Raw genomic sequence first — 21352 nt, forward strand, 5'->3', positions numbered from 1 at the left:
CAAACGAGATGATGGTCAAACAAGCAAGTTTATCTGAGGAGGTAATCAAATGAGTGAAGAAAAAGAATTAACACGTGAAGCGCATGTTGAGAAAGTTCGTCAATTGATTAAAGATAGTGAGATTGCATTGTTAACAACCGTGACACCAGATGGTTTAGAGACACGTCCGATGGTAACCCAAGAAATTGAGTTTGATGGAGATTTATGGTTTTTCACATTGAAAGATACAGCCAAAGTTACCGAAATTCAAGAAAATCCGGCTGTGAATGTGGGTTATGTACATAAGAGTAAGTCTTTCGTTTCAATTCGTGGTGTAGCTGAAGTGGTAGAAGATACCGATAAGAAAGAGGAACTTTGGAATAAGGCTTACGAGGCAATTTTCGATGTTGATGCGAATGATCCGACGTTAATCTTGCTCAAAGTTCTTGTGCAATCCGTTGAGTATTGGGAAGCGGGCAGTATTGTGAAGAGTGCCTTTAATATCGCGCGCAAACTGTTAATCAATGATGCTGAAACGGAATTTGGTACTAATGCGACAGTTGAATTAGACGTTTAATCGCGATACCTATTATTATAGAGCAGCCCGTGTTGGGTTGCTCTATTTAGGTATAAAGGAATGATAAAACATTAACGTAGACCACTCATCCGAATTAGCTTAAGAAGTCGCGGCCGATTGTAACGTTGAATGATGATAAAAGGCAGGTTCGCGATGAGTGCATATAGAATCATTAGCCATCCTGCCCAAACTGGATTCCAAATAAAAAATAAAGGCGCAGGTAACATCGAAACCCAATGGGTCCACTCAGCGCGCTGTGTTTCAATCACGAATTTTTCCAGCGTTGCTTTATCCGAGCGAGCAACTTTTTTCTTATTAAAAGCTTTTTTGAAGATGGACGAACTATCGGGTAAAGCGTCTTTCCATTGACGAATATGGAGAGAAACCTCCCAAAACTGCCCGTCTTTTTCCCATTTAAAGCTGTTAAACCAAGCATTTTTGCGTGAGAAGTAGTGGTCGGGTATCTGGAGCGCTAATAGAGAAACACCTAAATGAATCGCCAACCATGCGATGATATTGAATATAATAATCAAGCTATTGGGTAACTCAAACACCATTATTTATCACCTCTCAAAAAAGTTATAATGAAATATCGCGGCCTTTCCAAGACACGCGGCGTAGTATAAACGTTTTAAACCCTGACCATGCAAACAGCCCAACAAAGAATCCAAACAAAATAGGATAACATATCAGTGCTAGCCAATGGAAATTACCTGCTAAACGAGCCATTCGACAGAAGTGGCTACCCAAAATAACGTAGCCCACAAGCGCTATTAATGCTGAAACCCATTGTTGAGTGAACACAAAATAGATGGGAAAACTAAACGCTATAAACGCCCCAGCAATGAAGAGGCTGATACCAAGCGTAATCAGCGGATGAGTTGCCAGAGCGGCTGTCGCAAAGCTTTTAGACCAGCCTTGAGAGAGTTCTGAAAGACCTTCAGGGTACATTCTAAAATTCAATGTATCCTTGCCTCCATAAAGCTTCACTGGTAAATCTTGTTTGATAAGTTCTTTACCAAGTTCAACGTGGTCCATCATGGCTTCACGACTTTTAGCATGCCCACCCACTTTAAAATAAGTATCGCGACACACGAGTAATGAAGGACCAAAGGCTCCGGCTGTTTGAAACTTATGTTGAAAAAAAGAGAACTGATTCATGCCGACAAGCACAATTATATTAAAAACCGTCGAGAAATTCTCGTATGTTTTTTCAACTATATGATAAGGTTGAATCGACAATGCTCCTTGCGCATCTTGTATTTGAAAGGCTGCAATGATGTTGGATAAGCTATTTACCTGCGTAAATGATACATCTGCGTCCAGAAATAGTAAGTAATCACCTTGGGAGGCTTTGGCACCAGCCCAACAAGCGGCTGATTTTCCTAGCCACTTTTGGTCATCGCGTTGGAAAGTCACGACTTGAGCTCCATTTTCTGTAGCCACACTTGCCGTATCATCATTTGAATCATCATCGATGACTAGTAACTCAAAAGGCTGAAACTTTTGCTGGTGGATGGATTGTAACAAAATGGGTAAATTATTCGATTCATTTCGAGCGGGTATAATAATGGATAGTTTTTTATTCGCTGTATTTGATACTGGTCTCTCTTGAATAAAGGGGACTCTCCAGAGAATCAGCCAACTACTGATCAAGGCTAAACCTAAACTTACGCAGTAGATGATTAGCATCTAAATCGCCTCCTTAAAAAATAATGCGTCTAAAACGCTTCAAGGCAGCCAAGGCGCCTTCGCTGTAAGGTGGAAATTGTTGCGGAAGTAGTAAAGGCGTCTTTTTCTGATAAAGAGTGCGTTGATAAGTGAAGGTTTTAATGCTAGCTTCGCCGTGATAATTTCCTAAGCCACTTTGTCCTTTACCACCAAAAGGAGCATTTGGACTCGTGACGTGGACCATTAATTGGTTAACGCTTAAGGCCCCACTTTCTAATTCCTCCTGGATATACTGAATGTGTTGTTTGTCTTTGGTAAATAGGTAAACAACTAAGGGGACGGGAAGTTGTTGATATTGCGATACGATTTCTTCGATTGAATCATAAGGAATAATCGGTAAAATCGGACCGAAAATCTCATCTTTAGCCAGGGCACTTCCAGCTACAACATGTGTCATGAGTGTTGGGGCCATAAAACAAGTTGCTTGATCAACTTCTCCGCCGTAAAAAATTTCACCATCCTTTAAAAAATCTTCTACATGTGCCAAATGTTTTAGGCTAATCAGTCTACCGTAATCTTTGGACTCGATAGGTCTTTCGCCATAAAACTCAATAATTTGTTGCTTGGCTTGTTCTAGAAATTGAGTAAAGTAGGCACGAGGTACGAAAACAGTATCTGGTGCGATGCAGGTTTGACCAGCATTTAAAAATTTACTCCAAACAATCTGCTTAACGGTATCTGGATTAAGCTTAGTATCATCAACGATACAAGGATTTTTACCACCTAATTCTAAAGCAACCGGTGTTAAATGCTTGGCAGCCGCTTGGTAAACTTTAGTACCTGTTTGTGGACTTCCAGTAAAGAAAACGAAATCCCACCTCATATTTGTCAACATTTGTGCCACTTCACCGTCACCTTCGACAACGAAGAATAAATCAGGTGCGAAATATTGTGGAATAAGTTCGGCTAATAATTGGCTCACGGCGGGTGCGTACTCTGAGGGTTTCAAAACGACACTGTTACCAGCCGCAATGGCGCCTAAAGCAGGCCCCAAAGCTAACTGTAGCGGATAATTCCAAGGAGATAGGATCAGAATACTGCCGAAAGGCTCTGCCATCACGCAAGTTTTTTCTAAGCCGCTCAGCAATAAACGACGTTTGACTGTTGGTTTGACCCATTTAGCCAAATGCTTCATCGTGTGGTCCAATTCATTTAATAGGAAGGCTACTTCTGTGGCATAGGCTTCTAGAGCTGGTTTGCCTAAATCCTCATTTAATGCGAATAGCCAACGCTCTTCGTTTTCGATTAAAAGACGCTTAAATTGTTTCAAGGCATCGAGACGCAAATTTAAATTGCGACGACCTATTTTTTGACAATGCAATCTTTGACGTTTTTGAATTATTTCTAAGGCCTCAACCGTAACATTTGTAGTCATTTTAACTTGCTCCTTTATCTAGTCTTTAAAAGTACGTATTCTTTGTTGTGTTGCCACAATTTTATCATGAACTTGCTGACCGCTAAGGGTCACCATCGGCATACCAGGGCCAGGATTAACCGTCCCCCCGACAAAATATAAATTATCATAATCACTACTAGTTTTAGGATGCTTGAAACCACGATTTTTCTTGCGATTTGACACCGTGCCATAGATAGCTCCGCGATGAGAATAATAAGTCTTCTCGATATCTTCAGGTAACCAAACATCTTTTGTGACGATACGCTCACGTAAATCCGTTAACCCATTCTTTCCAATTTATCGAAGACTCTTTCTTCCAAAGCTTTATAATCTTCTGGGGTGAAGGGTTTATCAGGAATATAAGGAATGTGTGGTAAAATTTTAAGGTTCTCATGCCCTGGAACGGTTTGACTAGGATCTGTTTTATTGACGTTCACTAAATAAATTGTTGGATCAACCGGTAAGTCATGATCATGAAAAATCGTTTGGAAATTTTGTTTAGCGTCTTGTGAGAAAAAGAAATTATGATGACGCAGTTGCGGATATTCACCTCTAACCCCGAGATGAATCACTAAACCAGAGCTAGCCGGTTCAAATTCTTTTTCGAGTTGTTGGAGTTTCTTAGGTGTTTCTCCGAGCAGTTTCTCAGAAAATGGGATAACTTCCATATTCGAAACAAAATAATCAGCTTTGATACTTGTGCCGTCTGCTAGTACTGCCGAAACAATTCGATTTTCTTCTTTCTTGATGCCAGTTACTTCTGAATTTACATGAAAATTGACACCTAATTCTTTACCTAAGCGCACAATCCCATCCGCGATTCGGTGCATTCCGCCCGGTACGTACCATATCCCTTCAGAATGCTGCATGTAAATCATCATATTTAAAATAGCAGGTGCATCATAAGCAGAAGAGCCGACATATTTAATAAAATACGCTAACATATCTTTAAAGTTAGGATTAGTTATACGTTTGTCAATCGCTTCAAACATAGTTGAATTTAGATCAAAGCCTTTTAGACTATTGAGTAGCCCATGGTGTTGAATCACTTCTGAAACCGTATCTAAACCTTCACCGAAATAACCAGATAGGGTCAAATCATATAATTCTTTAGCGTAAGCGAGAAAATCACTGTATTCCTGCATATCCTGCTCAGTTAAAGAAGAGTTGCTTTCTAACATTAAGTTTAAGTCGCTAAATAAATCAATGACAGTATTATCGGAAAAAAATGATCGCCATTGATGCTTAACCTCTACGGTTTCAATATAATCGTCCATTTTAACGCCACTGCGAATAAACATTTTTTCAAAAATAGGCTTCATCGTTAAGATAGAAGGTCCTAAATCAAAACCAAAACCATCTTGTTCGAGCCGATTTAACTTGCCGCCTAAATGAGCATTTTTTTCATACAGTGAGACTTTAAAGCCACTTTGAGCGAGGGAAATCGCAGCTGAAAGGCCTCCGAGTCCGCCACCGATAATTGCTATTTTTTTGAGAGAATTATCTTGTTTCATATTTATTACCTCCTGTAATCATGCGAAATATTAATTTATCACTTGATAAATTATGTCTATTTAATATTACTTGGCTAATTATTAGATGTAAAGAATTTTAGATTTTAAACAAGGAATTTCTTTAAATGAACACAATATAAAAATAGCTTAAAAGTATGAGCGGTTATAATTTACATCGCACAAGATTTATCGTATGATAAGTATACGGAAATTAAATAAAGAGAGAACTAAGATTGAAAGAGACGGTGTAAGATGAATAAAGATAAAAAAGTAATCGTAGTTGGAGCTGGAGTTGCTGGCTTAGCGAGTGCAGTACGCCTTCAAAAAGAAGGTTATCAAGTTGAGATTTACGAGAAGGAAAGCTTACCTGGTGGTAAAATGCATACGATTGAAAAAGATGGTTTTCGCTTTGATTTAGGCCCTACAATCGTGATGATGCCGGAACTTTACCGTGAAGTGTTTGAGTTTGCCGGTAAAGACCCAGATAATTATATTCCGATGAAGCGCCTTGATCCGATGTACCGTTCGTATTTCAATCAAGGTTCAGAACATATTGATATATCATCGGATTTAGTACAACTAATGAAGACATTCGAAACGATTGACCCTAAAGATGCAGCTGGATTTTTAAAGTACTTAGCAAGTATTTATGAACGTTACAGTGTTGCGCGTGATTATTTTATTCAGCGTCCATTTCGTCATAAGAAAGATTTCTATAATCCCTTTATGATTACGCAGGCTTTGAAATTAAAAACGTTTGATAGTGCGACAAGTTCAATTGCAAAATTTGTGAACGATGAAAAAATCAGACAAATGTTATCTTTTCAAACGCTATACATTGGCGTTAGCCCGAATAATGGGCCTTCTCTTTATACAATCATTCCCATGATTGAATTGTTGTACGGCATTTGGTATATCGATGGTGGAATGCATAAGATGGCGGAAGGTATGGCGAGTGTGTTTGAAGAACTAGGAGGAAAAATACATTATGACGCACCGGTAGAACAAGTTTTGATTGAAGACGGAACAGCTAGAGGCATACAAGTAGCAGGTCAAGAACAAACATCAGACTATGTTGTGGTCAATGCAGATTTCCCATACGCGATGAAGCATTTAATCCAAGATAAAACAGCTAAAGGCAAGTACACGGATGAGAAAATCGATAGTATGAAATATTCTTGCTCGTGTTTCATTCTTTATTTGGGAATGGATCGTAAATATGACGAGTTAGAACAAGTGCATACATTCGTCTTCTCCGAAAATCTAGATCAAAACTTAGACCAAGTCTTTTCGGGTGAATTTATTGAAGATCCTTCAATTTATGTGGTCGCAGCATCCAAAGTAGATCCAACTGTTGCACCTGAAGGAAAAGAAGGCTTATTTGTCTTAGTACCTGTGTCTGACTTAGAAACAGCTCAATACGATTGGCATGATGAAGCAACGTTAAACTATTATCGTAAAAAGGCGTTAGATAGCTTAAGTAATTTACCAGGAATGAGTAATGTCGAAAATGAAATTATTTCAGAAAGTGTGATTACACCACTTGATTTCCAAGAGAAGTTCAATGCATATAATGGTGCTTGTTTTGGCTTACAACCAACTTTATTGCAAAGTAATCACTTCCGTCCTCAAGCGAAAGCTGAAGCTTGCGAAGCGTTGTATTTCACGGGTAGTAGTACGCATCCTGGAGCAGGAGTACCGATCGTTTTAATGTCAGGTAAAATTGCTGCAGAAGAATTAATGTTGGATGATCGATCTTAAGCAAAGTGGGGGAAAGAATATGAATTCAACTCAACTAAATAAGGATTATGCTTATTGTGAGGGGGTTATTAAAGCCTCTTCGAAAAGTTTCTATACAGCCTTTTCCCAATTACCAAAGGAAAAAGCTCAGGCAGTATACGCGATTTATGCATTTTGTCGCTTAGCAGATGATACGGTGGATTCTAATGAAATTTTGACGATTAAACAGAATAATTTATTAACACTTAAGGAAGAATTGACTGTTTTTTCTCAGGGGCGTACACCTGACAATCCAATGTGGAGAGCGCTAAGAGATGTTTTTGATCGTTATCAAATGGATATCCAACCCTTTTATGATCAAATAGAAGGTCAGGAACGAGATTTAATTTTTAATGGTATTGCAACTGTAGATGCCTTACAGGACTATAGCTATTACGTGGCAGGTTCGGTAGGTTTAATGCTATTGCCGATATTAGCTGCTAAGCAAGGTGTGACTCGCGAACTCAACGAGAGTGCAATTGCGTTAGGGATTGGCATGCAATTTACCAATATACTACGCGATGTGGGAGAAGACTATCGCGAGAATAATCGTATCTATTTACCTGAGGACCTGTTGCAGAAATATCAGGTTAATTTGCCATCTGTTATGAGTGAAGGACCCAATGAAGCCTTTATCAGCTTATGGGAAGAGTTGGCTCAATATTCGCATGACTACTATCAAAAGTTTTGGCATAACATTGAACAATTTGATGAGGATTGTCGTTTACCAGTCTTGGCAGCAGCGAGATTATATCATGCGATTATGGATAGTGTCAGATTGAATCATTATGATTGTTTGAGTAAGCGGAATTTCGTCCCGAACCTCAAAATGCTTCAATTAGTAAAAGAGGCCAAACAAGACCTGAAGAGAAGGTGAACAGATGAATGAATCGCATTTTGAAAGACGATTAGATCAGCAACTGTGTTTCCGTTTATATAGAGCGTCAAATGGTATTAGTAAATTGTACGCTCATGCCTTATTGCCAGTAGAACTAACTTTTCCGCAATACTTAGTTTTATTAGCACTATGGGACCATGATGGAGTCGCGATTTCTGATATAGGACAACGTACGGGCATGGGAATTGGAACGTTAAATCCAATATTAAAACGTTTGACTGATAATGGTTGGGTGAAACGTCAAACTCATGAGAGCGATAAGCGTACGATGCTCATTTTTTTAACGGCGAAAGCATTGGAACAAAAAACAGTGATTAATCAGTTGATTTTAAAAGAACTAGCAACGGTTAATTTTGAAAAAATGGATTTACTTGAATTGATGAAACAACTAGGATTACTACAGACGCAATTGGATGCAATGAATCTTTAAACAGACAGCTTGACTAAGAAAGGAATGAAATACAATGAAAACTAAAACAAAGGCATGGGTAAATTTGGTTCTCTTGTTGATGACGTTGGCCGTCAACTTTCTAGGTGCTACTGGCAAAATAAATGGAACTTCTCAAGCGGAAGTATCCGACACTTATCACACACTTATTACACCAGCGGGTTTCACGTTTAGTATTTGGAGCGTCATCTATACTCTTTTAGTAATTAGCATGATCACACTATTAGTAAAAGCGAAAGACTCATACTATCATCAAGTAATTGAACGAATTAGTCCCTTGTTATGGTTATCTTACTTGTCTAATATGATATGGATTGTGTTATTTTCCTATCGCTTAGTCGGCTTATCAACAGTATTTATCTTCGCTTATTTATTTTCTTTAAGTGGTATTCTGATATTGTTGAAAGAGCTAAGTCAAAAGCGTCAGTGGCTTTTAGGGTTAACATTTGGTTTGAATACCGGTTGGTTGTTTATTGCATCTGTAGTTAATGTTGCCGCTTATCTCGTACAAATTGAATGGAATGGTTGGGGTGTAGCGGATAGTCATTGGGCGATCGTGATTATGTTTGTGTCGCTTTTACTCGCTTTCTTGGTGCTATCCAGAGTCAAAAATGCGGCATTCCCGTTACCAATTGCCTGGGCATTCTTCGGTATCTTCATGGAGCTGAAAGCCACCGAAGGTAATGAATTATTAGGGATTGTTGCGATTGTGTGCATGGTTTTATTAGTTTTACTGTCAGTCACAAGCTTTCGACGTAATCAAAATAGTATTCTCCCCGTCGCTTAACTTGTCATAATGATGACGCATGGCAATAAATTATGTAATGTATGGATAGAACCCTGTTTGAATGGCTGATTGAATGTTCAGCTGTCAAACAGGGTTATTTATTTTCAATATAATGTTAATAAAAAGACGCAAAATCCCTCACTCGAGCAACGAGTTTCCAAAAGTTAACTTCTTATAAGGTGCACGAAATTCTTCTCTTCTTTGACTCCTCTTAATATCAGCCCCAAGTTGGAGGAGTTACGATCTGCATTTTGTTAAGCTATAGTCAAAGGAAAGGAGAATGATGATGAGATTAAAAACATTAAGTGTACCCAAAGTGACCTTAGGTGTATGGGTGCGTGCACTATTTCGCAAAGAAACGCCTCTATATGTTAAAGCACCGATCAGTTTGGCTCTGATTTATACAATTTTTCCAATTGATTTATTACCGGATCTGTTAGGATCATTAGGATTTTCCGATGACGCAGCCGTTTTAGGCTTACTGACAACCATCAGCATGTCTCTTTTAAAACACTATACTACGCAACAAAGCTTAAAACTCTAATCCAGAATATGACTCCCAACGCTTAGCGCTGGGAGATTTTTATAATTTAGAATAAATCCAACTGTCTAGGCGCCAAACCTTCATATGTAATGCTTAATAGTGATTGAAGGTGTTTAGCGTTACCCGCAGCATGTCCACCAGAATTATTATTAAAAATAACTGCCACGTTTTTTGCTTGTTTGGCTAAAGAGAGTGTTGTAGCTTTCAAAGTCAACAGTTCTGTTTCTGAATAATTGTAGAGTGTGCGGTATTCGCGCCAATCCTTGCTTTCATCCTGTCCTAACCAACCTTCGTAATTTCGACCATGTAAACGAAGGAAGGCTTGTTTCGGATTGGTGACAGATGGTACAAAAGGCACCGAATTGTGAGGTGTTTGAGGTTGATCGACCACTACATGGATGAAACCATATTTCTGTAAGAATTTTAAAGTTTCAGGTTGATAGTCTGGACTAAACCAACTTGTATGTCGGAATTCAACCGCAATCGGTACATCTCCCATTAAGGAACGGATGTTGCGTAAATATGTCACGTTTTCTTTTACACAGGTGAAGTAAGGAGGAAATTGAAATAAGTATGAATTTAACTTGCCACTTTTAAGTAAAGGTAAAAAATTCGTGCGGAAGATATGAAAAAGTTGCTTCAATGGTGTTGTTTCATCAGGACGTCTAGCGTGCTGTGTCAAAGGTCCATATGCTTTTACGATAAATTGGAAAGTTTCAGGTGTGTTCTTTAACCAGTGTTGAATTCTCTCTTGAGAGGGGATGGCATAGAAACTTGAATCGAGCTCAACAATAGGGAAATGAGCCGCATAATCGCCAAGTTTATTTTGGGGATTTGTTGTGATAGATGGATGGTCAGACCAACCGGTTAAGCCAATTTGAATCATGATACGCCTCCTGACATTGCGTTTGTTCATTATGTTAGCATAACCTAAAACGATGTGCCAGATATTGAGAAATTAACCAACGCAACCCTAACTTATTCGCCGTATTACTGAGGAAGGGGTGATGAAATAAAAAACACAAATTTTCAGTTCTTCTATTTTGTAATGACGTTTTGAAATTGCTATACTTCGATAAGAGAATGCACGTTCAAATGAGTGCCATCAACAATATATGGCTGAGAAAGAGACGCTCAGTCGTGAGGAGGAAAAGTATGACAATCGGTAAAGATAGGATGAAGCTTTATTTGCCGTCAAATCAAGCGCTTGATTTAGCACAGAAAGATCAAATTCAACTAGTGATTGAGGGGCACCTTTATAATGTAGCCTCCGCATCACAACATAAAGGGGACCAAGTAGCAGCTTTAAGGCAATTTTTAATCCCCTCGTCAATTGTGACAGTTATTTTCTTTTTATTTTTTTTAATTAGAGGACAAGGAATGATTGCTTTAACAGGGGATTTCTCAATTTCAAGCATGGTGACCTTATTAGGTGTCAGCAGTGGCGTCATTTCTTTTGCCTATTATTTTGTGACTTGGAAAAAGCAAGGAAAAGCGAATTTAGAAAAGGTTTATTGGCGCAATTTTCCAACACTCTTATTTTCGTTTACAATCATCATCTTATTAGGTCTAATGCTGTCTTTCTATGTTATTTCGACACTGTTTGTTAATTTATCTTTAGATCTTTACTTATCGACCTTATTGGCGTTTATTTTCTTTGCGGTTGTTCACTATTTAATGATTCATTTCGTGCTGATTTTATCTCCATCTGTGATGACGAAGCTATTAGTCTTTGTGATTGTGGGCGGCGTTTTATTTGCGATGATCACGAACAATCAAGAAGAATGGTGGCAAGTTCACTTGAGTTTCCTTGGATCCAATCAAGCTGCCAGTTCTTGGCAGTTTAATATAACCTTGATTTTATCGGCTTTACTGATGATTGCATTAATTGATTATATTTTTGTTAGTTTAAAAGAAACATTCCCGAAGCATGTTGGGGCGTCGTTGTTACGCATTTTGTTAACAGTGACGGCAGTCAGTCTAGGGTTGGTAGGTTATTTTCCGGCAGATGGGCCTGGCAATATGCCTTTGTATCATAATAAGGCGGCGGAGATGTTGGTCATCATGATTATTGTGATGATTGTTGGTGTGAAATGGTTACTACCTAAAGTGACTCGTGAATTCCAATTAATATCTTATGCGATTGGAACGATCCTCGTGGTGATTACGGCTTTATTCATGATGGGGAATTATATCACATTGACTGGTTTTGAATTAGTCGCGTTCTGCTTGGCATTCAGTTGGTTGATGTTACTGTTACAAAACTTAGAGAAGTCCGTGATGCCACCAGTACCTGTTTATGAAGTGAACATTCACTATGCGGATTAAATAGAAAAACGAGTACAATTGATTAAATTTGCTTAAATAATAACGGGGTATTCCTTGAGAATCGTCTCGAGGGTAAGCAGTTTTTGCATTCTACATCAATCGAGTTGTTGAAAGAACATATAAGATAATAATAGGAGTTTAATAAAGAATGTAGAAGAACTCTGTGTCTTTAAGATCTTCATTACCGCTTTAAAGTATGAGTGGAATTGCTGAAAAAATCATTAACCATTGGATGCCAGTCAGGTTCGTCAAATAAGAAATGAGAACGTCGCTTGCAATAATCAGCACTTGTAACCAACGTTTTCTACGCGCAATATATAAGCCTGAATTATTCATACCTCTAAATGTGGATAACTATTTCTATTAAACTCACTGCTTTTTTAGACATTTTTAAGTATTAACTGTCTATCATGCCACTTTATATGCTTCTCGATTAGATCGAAAACAAAAAGATGGAAAAAAGAGTATAAAGACCCCTTGGTCTTACAATCGTCAAAAAATTAATATGATCTTCTGGAGTAGCTAATGCAACAGAACCAGCTGTTGAATATTCTCCAATATTGTCCAGAACAGTGAAGAGAAAACGTAACCTGTGGACAAGCGGACTTTTATTTTACGCGCATGTCGTGTCAGCCTTCCAGCAATGTGGAAAACTTTAAACCGAATAGTCGCCACCGTTGATTTTTTCTCTTTATCTGGGAATGTTAGCTCTTTCATCAAATGAATGACTGTATAGGCAATACAACTCATCATCATGCGAGCCTGATTCGCAAGAAACGTTGAACTATCGGTCTTGTCGAAGGAAAAACCATGTTTGATTTCTTTGATATAATTTTCTATTGTCCCTCTCTTTTGGTAGAGCTTGTACACTGTTTGGGCAGGTATATCAACGAAATTTGATACGATAAACTCAAACGTCGTAAATAAGAGTTCGCCAGCTTCTCGAGTGGCCTTTACAGCTACTTTACGAACCGTTTCCCAAGATTTAGCTTGATAATCAATCTTGAAATACTGTGATTCTTTATGTGTAAAGTCTGTATCTGGTCCGTAAAGGACCTTTTGTTGAGCCATGTTCTTCAGTCGTGCATTGACTTTTAAACGAATAATATACTTCACTTTTTCTTGCTCGCATAACTCATAGATCTCAGGTTTGGCAAAGCCACTGTCCCCTCGGACAGTTAAAAACATATCACATGAGTGCTGTTTGTGTTGAGAGATGATGTCTGCTAAAAAGACTTCTGCATTGTTAGACGTGTACACATTGCCCGGACGAAGTTCGGCACCCAGAAACAGACCAGTCAGTCCATCAAAAGCCACTAAGGGATGATAACCCGTTGTTCCGTAGTGAGTATTGAAATCAGTCTGTTCTTGTTTTCCGAAGGTGTCTGAGTGAGTAGAATCCACGTCAATGATCATATGCTGTGTATTTTTTTTGCCGATATAGATAGTGGTCAATGCCTTGGCAATTGATTGAAGTTGAACGACATTCTCCTCCGACAGTTGATGAATAAAACGAGAAACCATCGACTGTGAACCTAAGGTCGTTTTATTTAGCACCTGCTGAAAAACTGGATCGTGACGTAGCCAATTGGCTGAAGAATCCGTTGAGTAACCGGCTATTAACTGCACAAGAACCTGCATAAATAAATCAATATAGTCATGTGTACAATAGTTTCTTGAATCGTCAATATGCAATAACTCGTTAACCAGCTCTTTGAACTTGATCTTATGAAAAAATTCAAAGAGTAAAAGGAGACCGGAATCATTGGATAATTGACCGCCATCGTTTGACATAACCAAATGGGGATTGAATTGTAGTTGCTTTTCTTGTAAAGTTGATATTGAGCACACCTCTTGTTTTTGTTGTTTTGGTCGACTTTACAATAACATAGAGTGTGCTCTTTTTGTATATTTTTTTCTTCACCCAACGGGTGAAGAAGGAATAGAGTGATAAACCTTATCAAAGCGGGATAAATGCCTGTTCTGACAAGGTACTATGAATTATTCAGGATTTAATAAGAATTTGAATATTTATAACAAATAAATACAAAAACATTGCTCACTGAAAAAGTATCGTGTATACTACGAATAGATAAATTATTAATAAAAATAAAACTTAAATTAGCTTGAGTTACAAAAAGGAGGCGTACCCTATGTTGATATCATTTAAATATTTCACGAATTGGAACGTCTCCTCAAAAGAATAGGTTGATAGAATAGATTGCTGAGTACTCAAATGGGTATAAAATGAAGTTTTTTTGATTTTCATTTTATATCCTAAACTATCACTAAGCCTTTTTTCCAATGCACTTTAATGTGTAAAGGGGAAAAGGCTTTTTTTGTTTTACAGGGGAGTTCCTTATAAGAAAGGAATTTCAATGACAGTTAAACATATAAAGGAACCATATAGTGCAGATAATATTAGCTTAGGAAAGGTATTAAGACAACTGAGAGAAGAAAAAAATTACACTCTTACTGAAGTTGAACGGATGGGTTTAGTTTCTTCGTCAACATTAAGTAATATAGAGAATGGAAAAAGCGATGTCACATTAACGATGCTTTTTAACATATTAGAAAGTTTAAATGTCCCTCTAGAAGTAGCCCTACCTTATTTTGGTTCGGTTCCTGGAAATTATAAAGAATATTTCAGTCTAATAAGCAATGCATATAACGATGGTAAGAAAGAGGCATTAAACTATTATTGTTCGTTTTTTAGAACATATGAAAAGACAAGTCAGGCATTTTATCTTATTAGATGTCTGTCCCAGCTATACCTCAATGCATTAGATAACAAGTCTAATGAAAAAGTAAGGTACAGACAAAAAATCAACACTTATTTTAGTACAGATTTTAAATTAGATTATTTTAGCATGATACTTTTTATAGAGTCACTCATACTTTTTGAGTCGGATTTTGCAGAAACTAAACTACACTTAGTTGAGAAGAAGTTAAACAAACTGAGTGATATGGGGATCATGAAACAAGAGTATATCACTTTTTTATTAAATGTTATTGAGTTTAACATCATCCACTGTAACAGTGACGCATTAGAATACTGGATAAGAAAAGCTGAAGAAGAATTAAAAGGGTCTTTTCTAGCTTTTGAACAGGAAAAACTAAATTATTTCAAAGGAATTGTTTTATCCTCAATCTCTCAATCAGACGTGGGCGCAGAACTGATAGATAAGGTAATGGATAATTTTGACTATTATGGCTGGAGTAAAAACAATTTACGTATAAGGAGAGAATTAAGTGTGAAGGATTAGAAAATTTCCAGCATACTAAATAAATCATCACTAATCATAACGTGATGATACTATTAAATTACTTCACAAATAGATTATCTGAAAACTAGTTTTAAAAAATCAACAAAATATAAAATGATGAACGGAGAATGATTATGTCACTAAAAAAATATTTAAAGCAACATTGGCAAAAAAATGGCATCGTGCTTTTTTGGATAATAGTAGGGTCAGCGGTGACAGTTGGGTGGGGATGGGTTTCAGCAAATGCACTGACAGCTTTAGTCGAGTTGGATTTTCAATTCTTCATTCAGTGGATGCTAATCATGCTTGGTGTTTTTCTGGTCTGGTGTCTTCAAATATATATGCAGACTGTCTCTTACTCTAAAGCTCTTGAGGCTATGAATATATCTATGAGAGAGGATATCACTAATCGGATTGCTCATTATACCTATTCAGATTATGAAAAGCATTCAGAAGGCACGTACGTTTCCTGGTTAACTAACGACATTACAACGATTAATTACTATGGATTCGGTACGTTATCTATGATTGTTACCCAACTGTTTACAGTGTTATTTAGTATTGTAGCGATCATTAATTTCCATTACTCGTTGCTAATCACGATAAGTATCTTAGCTCTGATAGTGTTAAATACACCAAAGCTATTCTCAAAACGAATGAATGAGCGTATGACTGAGATGACTCAAGGTGATGAACAAATGACGACGAAAATGGGGGATGTTATGAACGGGTATTCCTCCTTATTCATGATGAATCTTCGCCAGTTTATCGTCTCAAAAGCTAGAGGCGCTTCTGAGGAACTAGCATCAAAAAAAACAGCTTATGCAAAAGTATCAGGCTTGATGTCAGCTAGTACAAATGGTGCTAGTTTGTTTAGTCAAATCATAGTTATCGCGCAAACTGGTTTTCTATATATCCAAGGTTTAGTGCCAGTTGGTGCGATGAATGGAACGCAATATTTCGCAGCTAATATTTTTGCAAGTTTAACGGGGTTAAGTGCGAATCTCATAGAATTGAAGACCGTTCAACCTATATTTGATAAATTTGAAAAGATAGACATTTATGAAAAGGATAAACCAAATGCAGAATCCCTCTCTAGAGAAATCAGAATGGAGGATGTTTCTTACCGCTATACCAAGATGAAAGAACCAGTCATTCAAAGCAAAACATTTTCTTTTAAAAAAGGAGAAAAGATTGGGGTGTTCGGAGCTTCAGGTACAGGAAAGTCTACTCTTTTGAATCTATTAACAGGGAAGCTAGAAGATTACTCAGGAACTATTTTTATAGATGATTTGAATTACAGGGACTTAAATATGGATAGTATTCGAGACCAAATAATCTATCTGGAACAGTCACCTCATTTATTTAATATTTCTTTAAAAGAAAACATAACTTTAAGCCAGTCTATTGCTCCTGAAATAATTCAGAATGCTATTGATAAAGCGGGATTAACTCCTTTTGTTCATACCTTAACTGAAGGCCTTGAAACATTAGTGGAGACGAATGGAAAAAACTTTTCTGGGGGTCAAAAACAACGCATTGCTTTAGCAAGAGGATTAGCCAGTCGGAAAGAGGTTGTGTTGTTTGATGAAGCAACGGCTTCACTAGATGAACAGTCGGCTAAAGAAATAGAGGATTATTTAATGGAATCTAATCTTACAGTGATTATAGTGAGTCATCATGTAAGTGAGGAATTAAGAGGGAAGTTTGACACAATTTATCAATTATAAAAAGGCGGTTTTCAATGAAAATATTAAATGATTTTGGGGTTGCTGAATTTAAAAACAAAATGGAGCTAGAAGATGACTTAATTGGGCGTATCGTGAAACAAACGCATCATACCTATTCCGTTGCAACAACGGACTGCATTTACGACCAAGTAAAACAAAAACTTTCCAAAAGCGATAAAAAGAAAGGGGCACTAACGTCAACGTATGTTGTAGGAGATTTTGTGTCTTTAGAAAAAACAGAGGAACATATGTGGATAAAGGAATGTTTCAAGAGAAAAAACGTTTTATCCAAAGCAAAAAGTCAGGCAAAAAAGACAAGGAAAATGCAAGAGAAAGAACAGCTCGTCGCATCAAATGTTGATCATGTATTTTTAACACTTTCGACAGATCAGCGATTTACATTATCTAAGTTGGAGCGTTATCTTGTGACTTTCACTGAGTATAATATAAAACAGACAGTACTTATTACGAAGTCTGATTTTTCTGAACAGGCTGATTATTTAGTCAGTCAAATTGCAGCTGTTTACCCAGAGTTAGACATTCTAAGGGTGAGTGCATTAAAAGAAAGTGGCATTGACGAAATAAAGGAGAAACTAAAACCAGGAACGACTACTATTTTAATTGGAGCGTCTGGTGCAGGCAAATCGACAATCATTAACAAACTAGTCGGTGCTCACAGAGAAAAAACGAATGATGTACGAGTGGATGGTAAAGGGAAACATACAACGACCTATTCGACCATTATCCCTATTCCAGATACGGGAAGTTACATTATTGATACACCAGGAATAAAAAGCATAGCGACTACGAAGAAAACAAAAGAAGACAATCTTTTTCCAGACATTATAGAACTTGCGAAAGACTGTAAATTCCGTGACTGTCAACATCTGTCAGAACCTAAGTGTGCAGTTAAAAAGGCGGTAGAGTTGGGCGAGCTGGATGAGCAGCGCTTAGCTCGTTATAGAAAAGTGAACGGCATTTAAAACGTAGAACATTTGGAAAAATGGAGTCCCAAATACTATAGTATCAGTAAGAAGAATGTATAATAAAAAAGTGTGGTTCAGTGTTTTTAAAAAACGTGAACGACACTTTTTTTGTTTTATATCCTATTATGAACTGTAAAAGATTGAAGTGAAGTGTGGATGTTGTTTTTGTTATACTATGAGTGTATAAGTTTATGGTGCTGACAATTAAATGCCCGTCTTCATTAAAGAACTGAAACCTAAAAAGTATGAGAGTGGAGTTGAAGTCATGAAGCTATCAAAAGGAAAATTGTAAAGTGAAGTGAGAGGTCAAAAAAAGTCCATAAAGAATTCCTGTATAATTAAAGTAACCAAACCAAACAATACAGGGGGGATTCTTTATGAACCAACATAAGTTTACCAATATCACGCGCAAAAAGAAAGAGAAGCATCTGAAATTTGAAGATCGAATAAAGATTGAGAATCTAGAAAAAGCGAAGCGATTACTGCCAAAAAAGAAACAAATGACTAGAAAAGAAATGGCTGAAATTATCGGTTGTGGCGTATCTAGTCTTTATCGAGAGCTGAGTAGAGGGAAAGTGATTTTAAAAGACTCTGAATGGAAAGATTATGTGTCATATTCAGCGGTCGTTGCTCAAGAAGACTATGATCGTCAGGCGACGAATAAGGGCCCAGAGATAAAACTTCAAGATGACTATAAGTTTGTTAATCATGTTGAAGCTAAGATATTAAAAGATAAATGGTCTCCTGATGCGATTATAATGGATTTAGAGAAGAACGGAAACCCTTTTGAAACGGAGATAAGTACGCGTACCCTTTACTATTATATTGAAAATGAATTCTTTTTAAATGTGACAATAACCGATTTACCACGACGTGGTGAGCTGAAAAAACGTAAGAAGAGAAACGTTCAACCTAGACAAAAAGTACCGTTTGGTAAAGATATCACCCACCGTCCTGAAGAAGTGGATAGTCGAATGAAATTTGGTCACTGGGAGATGGACACCGTTGAATCAGGTAAGAAGACAGGAACAGCTTGCCTATTGACTTTAATCGAGCGGAAATATAGGTTGACGCTTATTTTTAAATTGAGAGCTCAAACGCAGAAAGAAGTTAAAAGAGTACTGGATTCCTTGGAAAAAGAGCTAGGTACTGACGATTTCTCTCAAACGTTCAAAACAATCACCGTCGACAATGGGTCTGAATTTCTCAATTCAGAAGCACTAGAAAAATCCATCGAAGAAAGTGATGACCCTCGTACGAATATTTACTATTGTCATCCATATGCTTCTTATGAAAGAGGAAGTAACGAACAGATGCATACATTGATTCGTCGTTTCATTCCGAAAGGAAGTGCCATTAGTAAATACACCAAAGGACGTGTATATGAAATTCAGAACTGGATAAATAACTACCCTAGAAGAATATTAAAGTCACATACTTCGATGCAACTGTTAATTAGAGAATATATTCCAAATATTCAACAGATTTTTCAAGAATGTGCCTAAAGATGTTGTACAGGAAAAAGACTATCACTTTAACTTGCAATCAAACTTGCTTTTCTTGTAAAGTTGACATTGAGCACACCTCTTGTTTTTGTTGTTTTGGTCGACTTTACAATAACATAGAGTGTGCTCTTTTTGTATATTTTTTTCTTCACCCAACGGGTGAAGAAGGAATAGAGTGATAAACCTTATCAAAGCGGGATAAATGCCTGTTCTGACAAGGTACTATGAATTATTCAGGATAAGAATAGCGCCATTAAAATAAAGATGATACCACCTTCAACTGTGAAAGGGGAAGGAATGAAAAGGATTAAGCGCAGTAACCAAGGATTAAGTGTAGCGCCAGTCATTGCAAGGTTAATCAACATTAAGGGTAGAGCGGATAGGATGACAAAAGCTACGGTACCTAAGATACCTTTGACTATTTTTCGTTCTTTAAAATTGTCGTAAATCCACATCAATAAAGTTCCTAGGAATAATGTACCGAAAATTGAATTCATTAAGGTGACATGTTCATTCGGGAATAAATACGTCAGGCCTTGGAACAAAATTTGGCATAGCCAGAAACCAACTAATAAAGTGATCATATAACGTTTACGATTGCGAGTATAATGGAAACCTTCTGCGGACAAGAAAATAAAGATTGGCGCGACAATACGACCTAACATGGTAAACCACATCGAAATCCCTGCAAAATAGAACATTTGATGCACATGGTCAAAGACCATCAAAGTAATCCCTAATATTTTTAAATGAAACGCGGTTAAACCTATTTTATGATTAAACATCTAAGTGCCTCCTAAAGCATTTGTTTGTATAAATGACTATCACTTGTCTTATAAAGGAGGTATGAGGCTCAAGTCCTATTCTGAGTCAAAATATGACTTAACGATTCTTCAGTTTTTGCTCTCGACGTTGAAATTCTTCTTTAAGAACGCGACTTAACAAAGCAGGATTATCAGACATGATGCCGTCGACATCTCGGCGAATTAATTGGCGCATGGTTGCTTCATCATTAATCGTCCAATAATAGACATCGATGCCAAGACGCTGAGAACCTTTTATGATATTTCGTTGAGTCAGGTCAATATTATGTTGCTCTAAAGGTAATTGAAATGCCTGCGCATCAGTGCGGATAATGCCATTCAAGCGTAAGAGCAGCTTAATGATATAACGTTGTGCTTCACTTTCACCGCCACCAATTGCAACTTGACCTTTAGAAATTTCTTGGAAACGTTGATTAATCGCATGGTCAAAGCTCGCAATAATCACTTTATCTTGCATATTGTATTGCTGAATTAAACGCCACATTTCTTGAACCATCGCTTCGTAATAAACGGGATTGTTGGTATCTTTTAATTCAATGACGGCTGGCATATAAGGGAAGTGTTGGAATATTTCTTCAACCGTTGCTAATGTTACACCTTTATCTTTGTAAGGTTGACCGCCTTCTAGGTCAACAAACTTTTCACCCGCATCGAATTGTTTGATTTCAGTCAAAGTTAACTCATTGATGCGTCCACTCCCAGTCGTTATTCGATCAACAGTCGGATCGTGACTCGCAATGAGATGACCATCTTTTGTGATGTGGACGTCGTATTCAAACATATTGGCACCGACTTTTTCAGCATTCGTAAAAGCCACTAAAGTTTCTTCAGGAGCTAATGCGGCTCCACCCCGATGGGCAATATTATAGGGCTTCTGCCAATCGTCAAAGAAAAATGGTAACTTTTGACGTCGATTAGGCCATAGGAAAGCCATTAACCAAAGGGGAACGCCTAATTTCAAGAAATTCTTTATATGCTTATTCATTTGGACCTCCTTTTATTGGGTGAGACTTTATGCTAAGTATAGTTTTATTAATATGTTAACGCAAATTAAAAGCAA

19 protein-coding genes and 1 pseudogene are annotated in these 21352 nt (G+C 37.4%); 11 read left to right on the forward strand and 9 right to left on the reverse strand.

Annotated features, from left to right (window positions below):
- Positions 1-49 precede the first annotated feature (49 nt).
- Positions 50-556, forward strand: coding sequence for a pyridoxamine 5'-phosphate oxidase family protein (locus GF867_RS00960; RefSeq protein WP_153831247.1), 507 nt, complete (start codon positions 50-52; stop codon positions 554-556).
- Between the two features lie 71 nt (positions 557-627).
- Here the strand turns inward: GF867_RS00960 and GF867_RS00965 are convergent, their stop codons facing one another.
- From GF867_RS00965 to GF867_RS00980, 4 genes and pseudogenes are all read right to left on the reverse strand, one after another.
- Complete coding sequence (locus GF867_RS00965; RefSeq protein ID WP_153831248.1) at positions 628-1113, reverse strand: glycosyl-4,4'-diaponeurosporenoate acyltransferase CrtO family protein; 486 nt, start codon at positions 1111-1113, stop codon at positions 628-630.
- 22 nt (positions 1114-1135) lie between these two features.
- Positions 1136-2248, reverse strand: a complete 1113-nt coding sequence (locus GF867_RS00970; protein WP_153831249.1) for a glycosyltransferase family 2 protein — start codon at positions 2246-2248, stop codon at positions 1136-1138.
- Positions 2249-2261: 13 nt separating this feature from the next.
- On the reverse strand, positions 2262-3662 hold the full coding sequence (locus GF867_RS00975; protein ID WP_153831250.1) for an aldehyde dehydrogenase family protein: 1401 nt from the start codon (positions 3660-3662) through the stop codon (positions 2262-2264).
- 18 nt (positions 3663-3680) lie between these two features.
- A pseudogene (locus tag GF867_RS00980) lies at positions 3681-5197 on the reverse strand (phytoene desaturase family protein).
- A 252-nt stretch (positions 5198-5449) separates the two neighbouring features.
- Here GF867_RS00980 and GF867_RS00985 point away from each other — a divergent pair.
- The 5 genes from GF867_RS00985 to GF867_RS01005 all read left to right on the forward strand — a co-directional run bounded on the left by GF867_RS00985 (position 5450) and on the right by GF867_RS01005 (position 9653).
- Positions 5450-6958, forward strand: coding sequence for a phytoene desaturase family protein (locus GF867_RS00985; protein ID WP_153831251.1), 1509 nt, complete (start codon positions 5450-5452; stop codon positions 6956-6958).
- 19 nt (positions 6959-6977) lie between these two features.
- Complete coding sequence (locus GF867_RS00990) at positions 6978-7853, forward strand: phytoene/squalene synthase family protein (RefSeq protein WP_153831252.1); 876 nt, start codon at positions 6978-6980, stop codon at positions 7851-7853.
- Positions 7854-7857: 4 nt separating this feature from the next.
- The gene (locus GF867_RS00995) at positions 7858-8304 is read left to right on the forward strand and encodes a MarR family winged helix-turn-helix transcriptional regulator (protein ID WP_153831253.1); all 447 of its coding nucleotides are present in this window, start codon (positions 7858-7860) and stop codon (positions 8302-8304) included.
- A gap of 34 nt (positions 8305-8338) precedes the next feature.
- The gene (locus GF867_RS01000; RefSeq protein ID WP_153831254.1) at positions 8339-9109 is read left to right on the forward strand and encodes a TspO-related membrane protein; all 771 of its coding nucleotides are present in this window, start codon (positions 8339-8341) and stop codon (positions 9107-9109) included.
- Positions 9110-9395: 286 nt separating this feature from the next.
- Complete coding sequence (locus tag GF867_RS01005) at positions 9396-9653, forward strand: YkvA family protein (RefSeq protein WP_253940686.1); 258 nt, start codon at positions 9396-9398, stop codon at positions 9651-9653.
- Positions 9654-9699: 46 nt separating this feature from the next.
- Here the strand turns inward: GF867_RS01005 and GF867_RS01010 are convergent, their stop codons facing one another.
- Positions 9700-10539 (reverse strand): DUF72 domain-containing protein, encoded by an 840-nt coding sequence (locus GF867_RS01010; protein ID WP_153831256.1) that lies wholly within the window; start codon positions 10537-10539, stop codon positions 9700-9702.
- Positions 10540-10808: 269 nt separating this feature from the next.
- On the opposite strand from GF867_RS01010, the gene GF867_RS01015 reads away from it, so the two are divergent.
- On the forward strand, positions 10809-11981 hold the full coding sequence (locus tag GF867_RS01015; RefSeq protein ID WP_172973919.1) for a DUF998 domain-containing protein: 1173 nt from the start codon (positions 10809-10811) through the stop codon (positions 11979-11981).
- A gap of 189 nt (positions 11982-12170) precedes the next feature.
- Here the strand turns inward: GF867_RS01015 and GF867_RS01020 are convergent, their stop codons facing one another.
- Both GF867_RS01020 and GF867_RS01025 read right to left on the reverse strand, forming a co-directional pair.
- A complete protein-coding gene (locus GF867_RS01020; protein WP_153831258.1) occupies positions 12171-12317 on the reverse strand; it encodes a hypothetical protein in 147 nt (48 codons plus the stop codon).
- A gap of 186 nt (positions 12318-12503) precedes the next feature.
- Positions 12504-13823, reverse strand: coding sequence for an IS1380 family transposase (locus GF867_RS01025; protein ID WP_436718593.1), 1320 nt, complete (start codon positions 13821-13823; stop codon positions 12504-12506).
- Between the two features lie 536 nt (positions 13824-14359).
- Here GF867_RS01025 and GF867_RS01030 point away from each other — a divergent pair.
- The 4 genes from GF867_RS01030 (at position 14360) to GF867_RS01045 (ending at position 19468) form a co-directional block, all read left to right on the forward strand.
- Entirely contained in the window at positions 14360-15247 is an 888-nt protein-coding gene (locus tag GF867_RS01030) for a helix-turn-helix domain-containing protein (RefSeq protein WP_153831260.1), read from the forward strand.
- Between the two features lie 134 nt (positions 15248-15381).
- On the forward strand, positions 15382-16977 hold the full coding sequence (locus tag GF867_RS01035) for an ABC transporter ATP-binding protein (RefSeq protein ID WP_172973920.1): 1596 nt from the start codon (positions 15382-15384) through the stop codon (positions 16975-16977).
- A gap of 14 nt (positions 16978-16991) precedes the next feature.
- Positions 16992-17960, forward strand: a complete 969-nt coding sequence (rsgA, locus tag GF867_RS01040; protein ID WP_153831262.1) for a ribosome small subunit-dependent GTPase A — start codon at positions 16992-16994, stop codon at positions 17958-17960.
- A gap of 380 nt (positions 17961-18340) precedes the next feature.
- Positions 18341-19468: an IS30 family transposase gene (locus GF867_RS01045; protein ID WP_153831263.1), complete on the forward strand. Its 1128-nt coding sequence runs from the start codon at positions 18341-18343 to the stop codon at positions 19466-19468.
- Positions 19469-19701: 233 nt separating this feature from the next.
- Here GF867_RS01045 and GF867_RS01050 read toward each other — a convergent pair whose 3' ends face one another.
- Together GF867_RS01050 and GF867_RS01055 are read right to left on the reverse strand one after the other, a co-directional pair.
- Positions 19702-20253: a TraX family protein gene (locus GF867_RS01050; RefSeq protein WP_153831264.1), complete on the reverse strand. Its 552-nt coding sequence runs from the start codon at positions 20251-20253 to the stop codon at positions 19702-19704.
- Between the two features lie 97 nt (positions 20254-20350).
- The gene (locus GF867_RS01055) at positions 20351-21277 is read right to left on the reverse strand and encodes a glycerophosphodiester phosphodiesterase family protein (protein WP_153831265.1); all 927 of its coding nucleotides are present in this window, start codon (positions 21275-21277) and stop codon (positions 20351-20353) included.
- Positions 21278-21352: the final 75 nt, after the last annotated feature.

Source organism: Fundicoccus ignavus (genome assembly GCF_009659375.1).
Taxonomy (GTDB): Bacteria; Bacillota; Bacilli; order Lactobacillales; family Aerococcaceae; genus Fundicoccus; species Fundicoccus ignavus.

Bases quoted from the DNA above. Each gene is read 5' to 3' on its own strand.
- GF867_RS00960 (WP_153831247.1), top strand. From the start codon at position 50: ATGAGTGAAGAAAAAGAATTAACACGTGAAGCGCATGTTGAGAAAGTT.
- GF867_RS00965 (WP_153831248.1), bottom strand. From the start codon at position 1,113: ATGGTGTTTGAGTTACCCAATAGCTTGATTATTATATTCAATATCATC.
- GF867_RS00970 (WP_153831249.1), bottom strand. From the start codon at position 2,248: ATGCTAATCATCTACTGCGTAAGTTTAGGTTTAGCCTTGATCAGTAGT.
- GF867_RS00975 (WP_153831250.1), bottom strand. From the start codon at position 3,662: ATGACTACAAATGTTACGGTTGAGGCCTTAGAAATAATTCAAAAACGT.
- GF867_RS00985 (WP_153831251.1), top strand. From the start codon at position 5,450: ATGAATAAAGATAAAAAAGTAATCGTAGTTGGAGCTGGAGTTGCTGGC.
- GF867_RS00990 (WP_153831252.1), top strand. From the start codon at position 6,978: ATGAATTCAACTCAACTAAATAAGGATTATGCTTATTGTGAGGGGGTT.
- GF867_RS00995 (WP_153831253.1), top strand. From the start codon at position 7,858: ATGAATGAATCGCATTTTGAAAGACGATTAGATCAGCAACTGTGTTTC.
- GF867_RS01000 (WP_153831254.1), top strand. From the start codon at position 8,339: ATGAAAACTAAAACAAAGGCATGGGTAAATTTGGTTCTCTTGTTGATG.
- GF867_RS01005 (WP_253940686.1), top strand. From the start codon at position 9,396: ATGAGATTAAAAACATTAAGTGTACCCAAAGTGACCTTAGGTGTATGG.
- GF867_RS01010 (WP_153831256.1), bottom strand. From the start codon at position 10,539: ATGATTCAAATTGGCTTAACCGGTTGGTCTGACCATCCATCTATCACA.
- GF867_RS01015 (WP_172973919.1), top strand. From the start codon at position 10,809: ATGACAATCGGTAAAGATAGGATGAAGCTTTATTTGCCGTCAAATCAA.
- GF867_RS01020 (WP_153831258.1), bottom strand. From the start codon at position 12,317: ATGAATAATTCAGGCTTATATATTGCGCGTAGAAAACGTTGGTTACAA.
- GF867_RS01030 (WP_153831260.1), top strand. From the start codon at position 14,360: ATGACAGTTAAACATATAAAGGAACCATATAGTGCAGATAATATTAGC.
- GF867_RS01035 (WP_172973920.1), top strand. From the start codon at position 15,382: ATGTCACTAAAAAAATATTTAAAGCAACATTGGCAAAAAAATGGCATC.
- rsgA (WP_153831262.1), top strand. From the start codon at position 16,992: ATGAAAATATTAAATGATTTTGGGGTTGCTGAATTTAAAAACAAAATG.
- GF867_RS01045 (WP_153831263.1), top strand. From the start codon at position 18,341: ATGAACCAACATAAGTTTACCAATATCACGCGCAAAAAGAAAGAGAAG.
- GF867_RS01050 (WP_153831264.1), bottom strand. From the start codon at position 20,253: ATGTTTAATCATAAAATAGGTTTAACCGCGTTTCATTTAAAAATATTA.
- GF867_RS01055 (WP_153831265.1), bottom strand. From the start codon at position 21,277: ATGAATAAGCATATAAAGAATTTCTTGAAATTAGGCGTTCCCCTTTGG.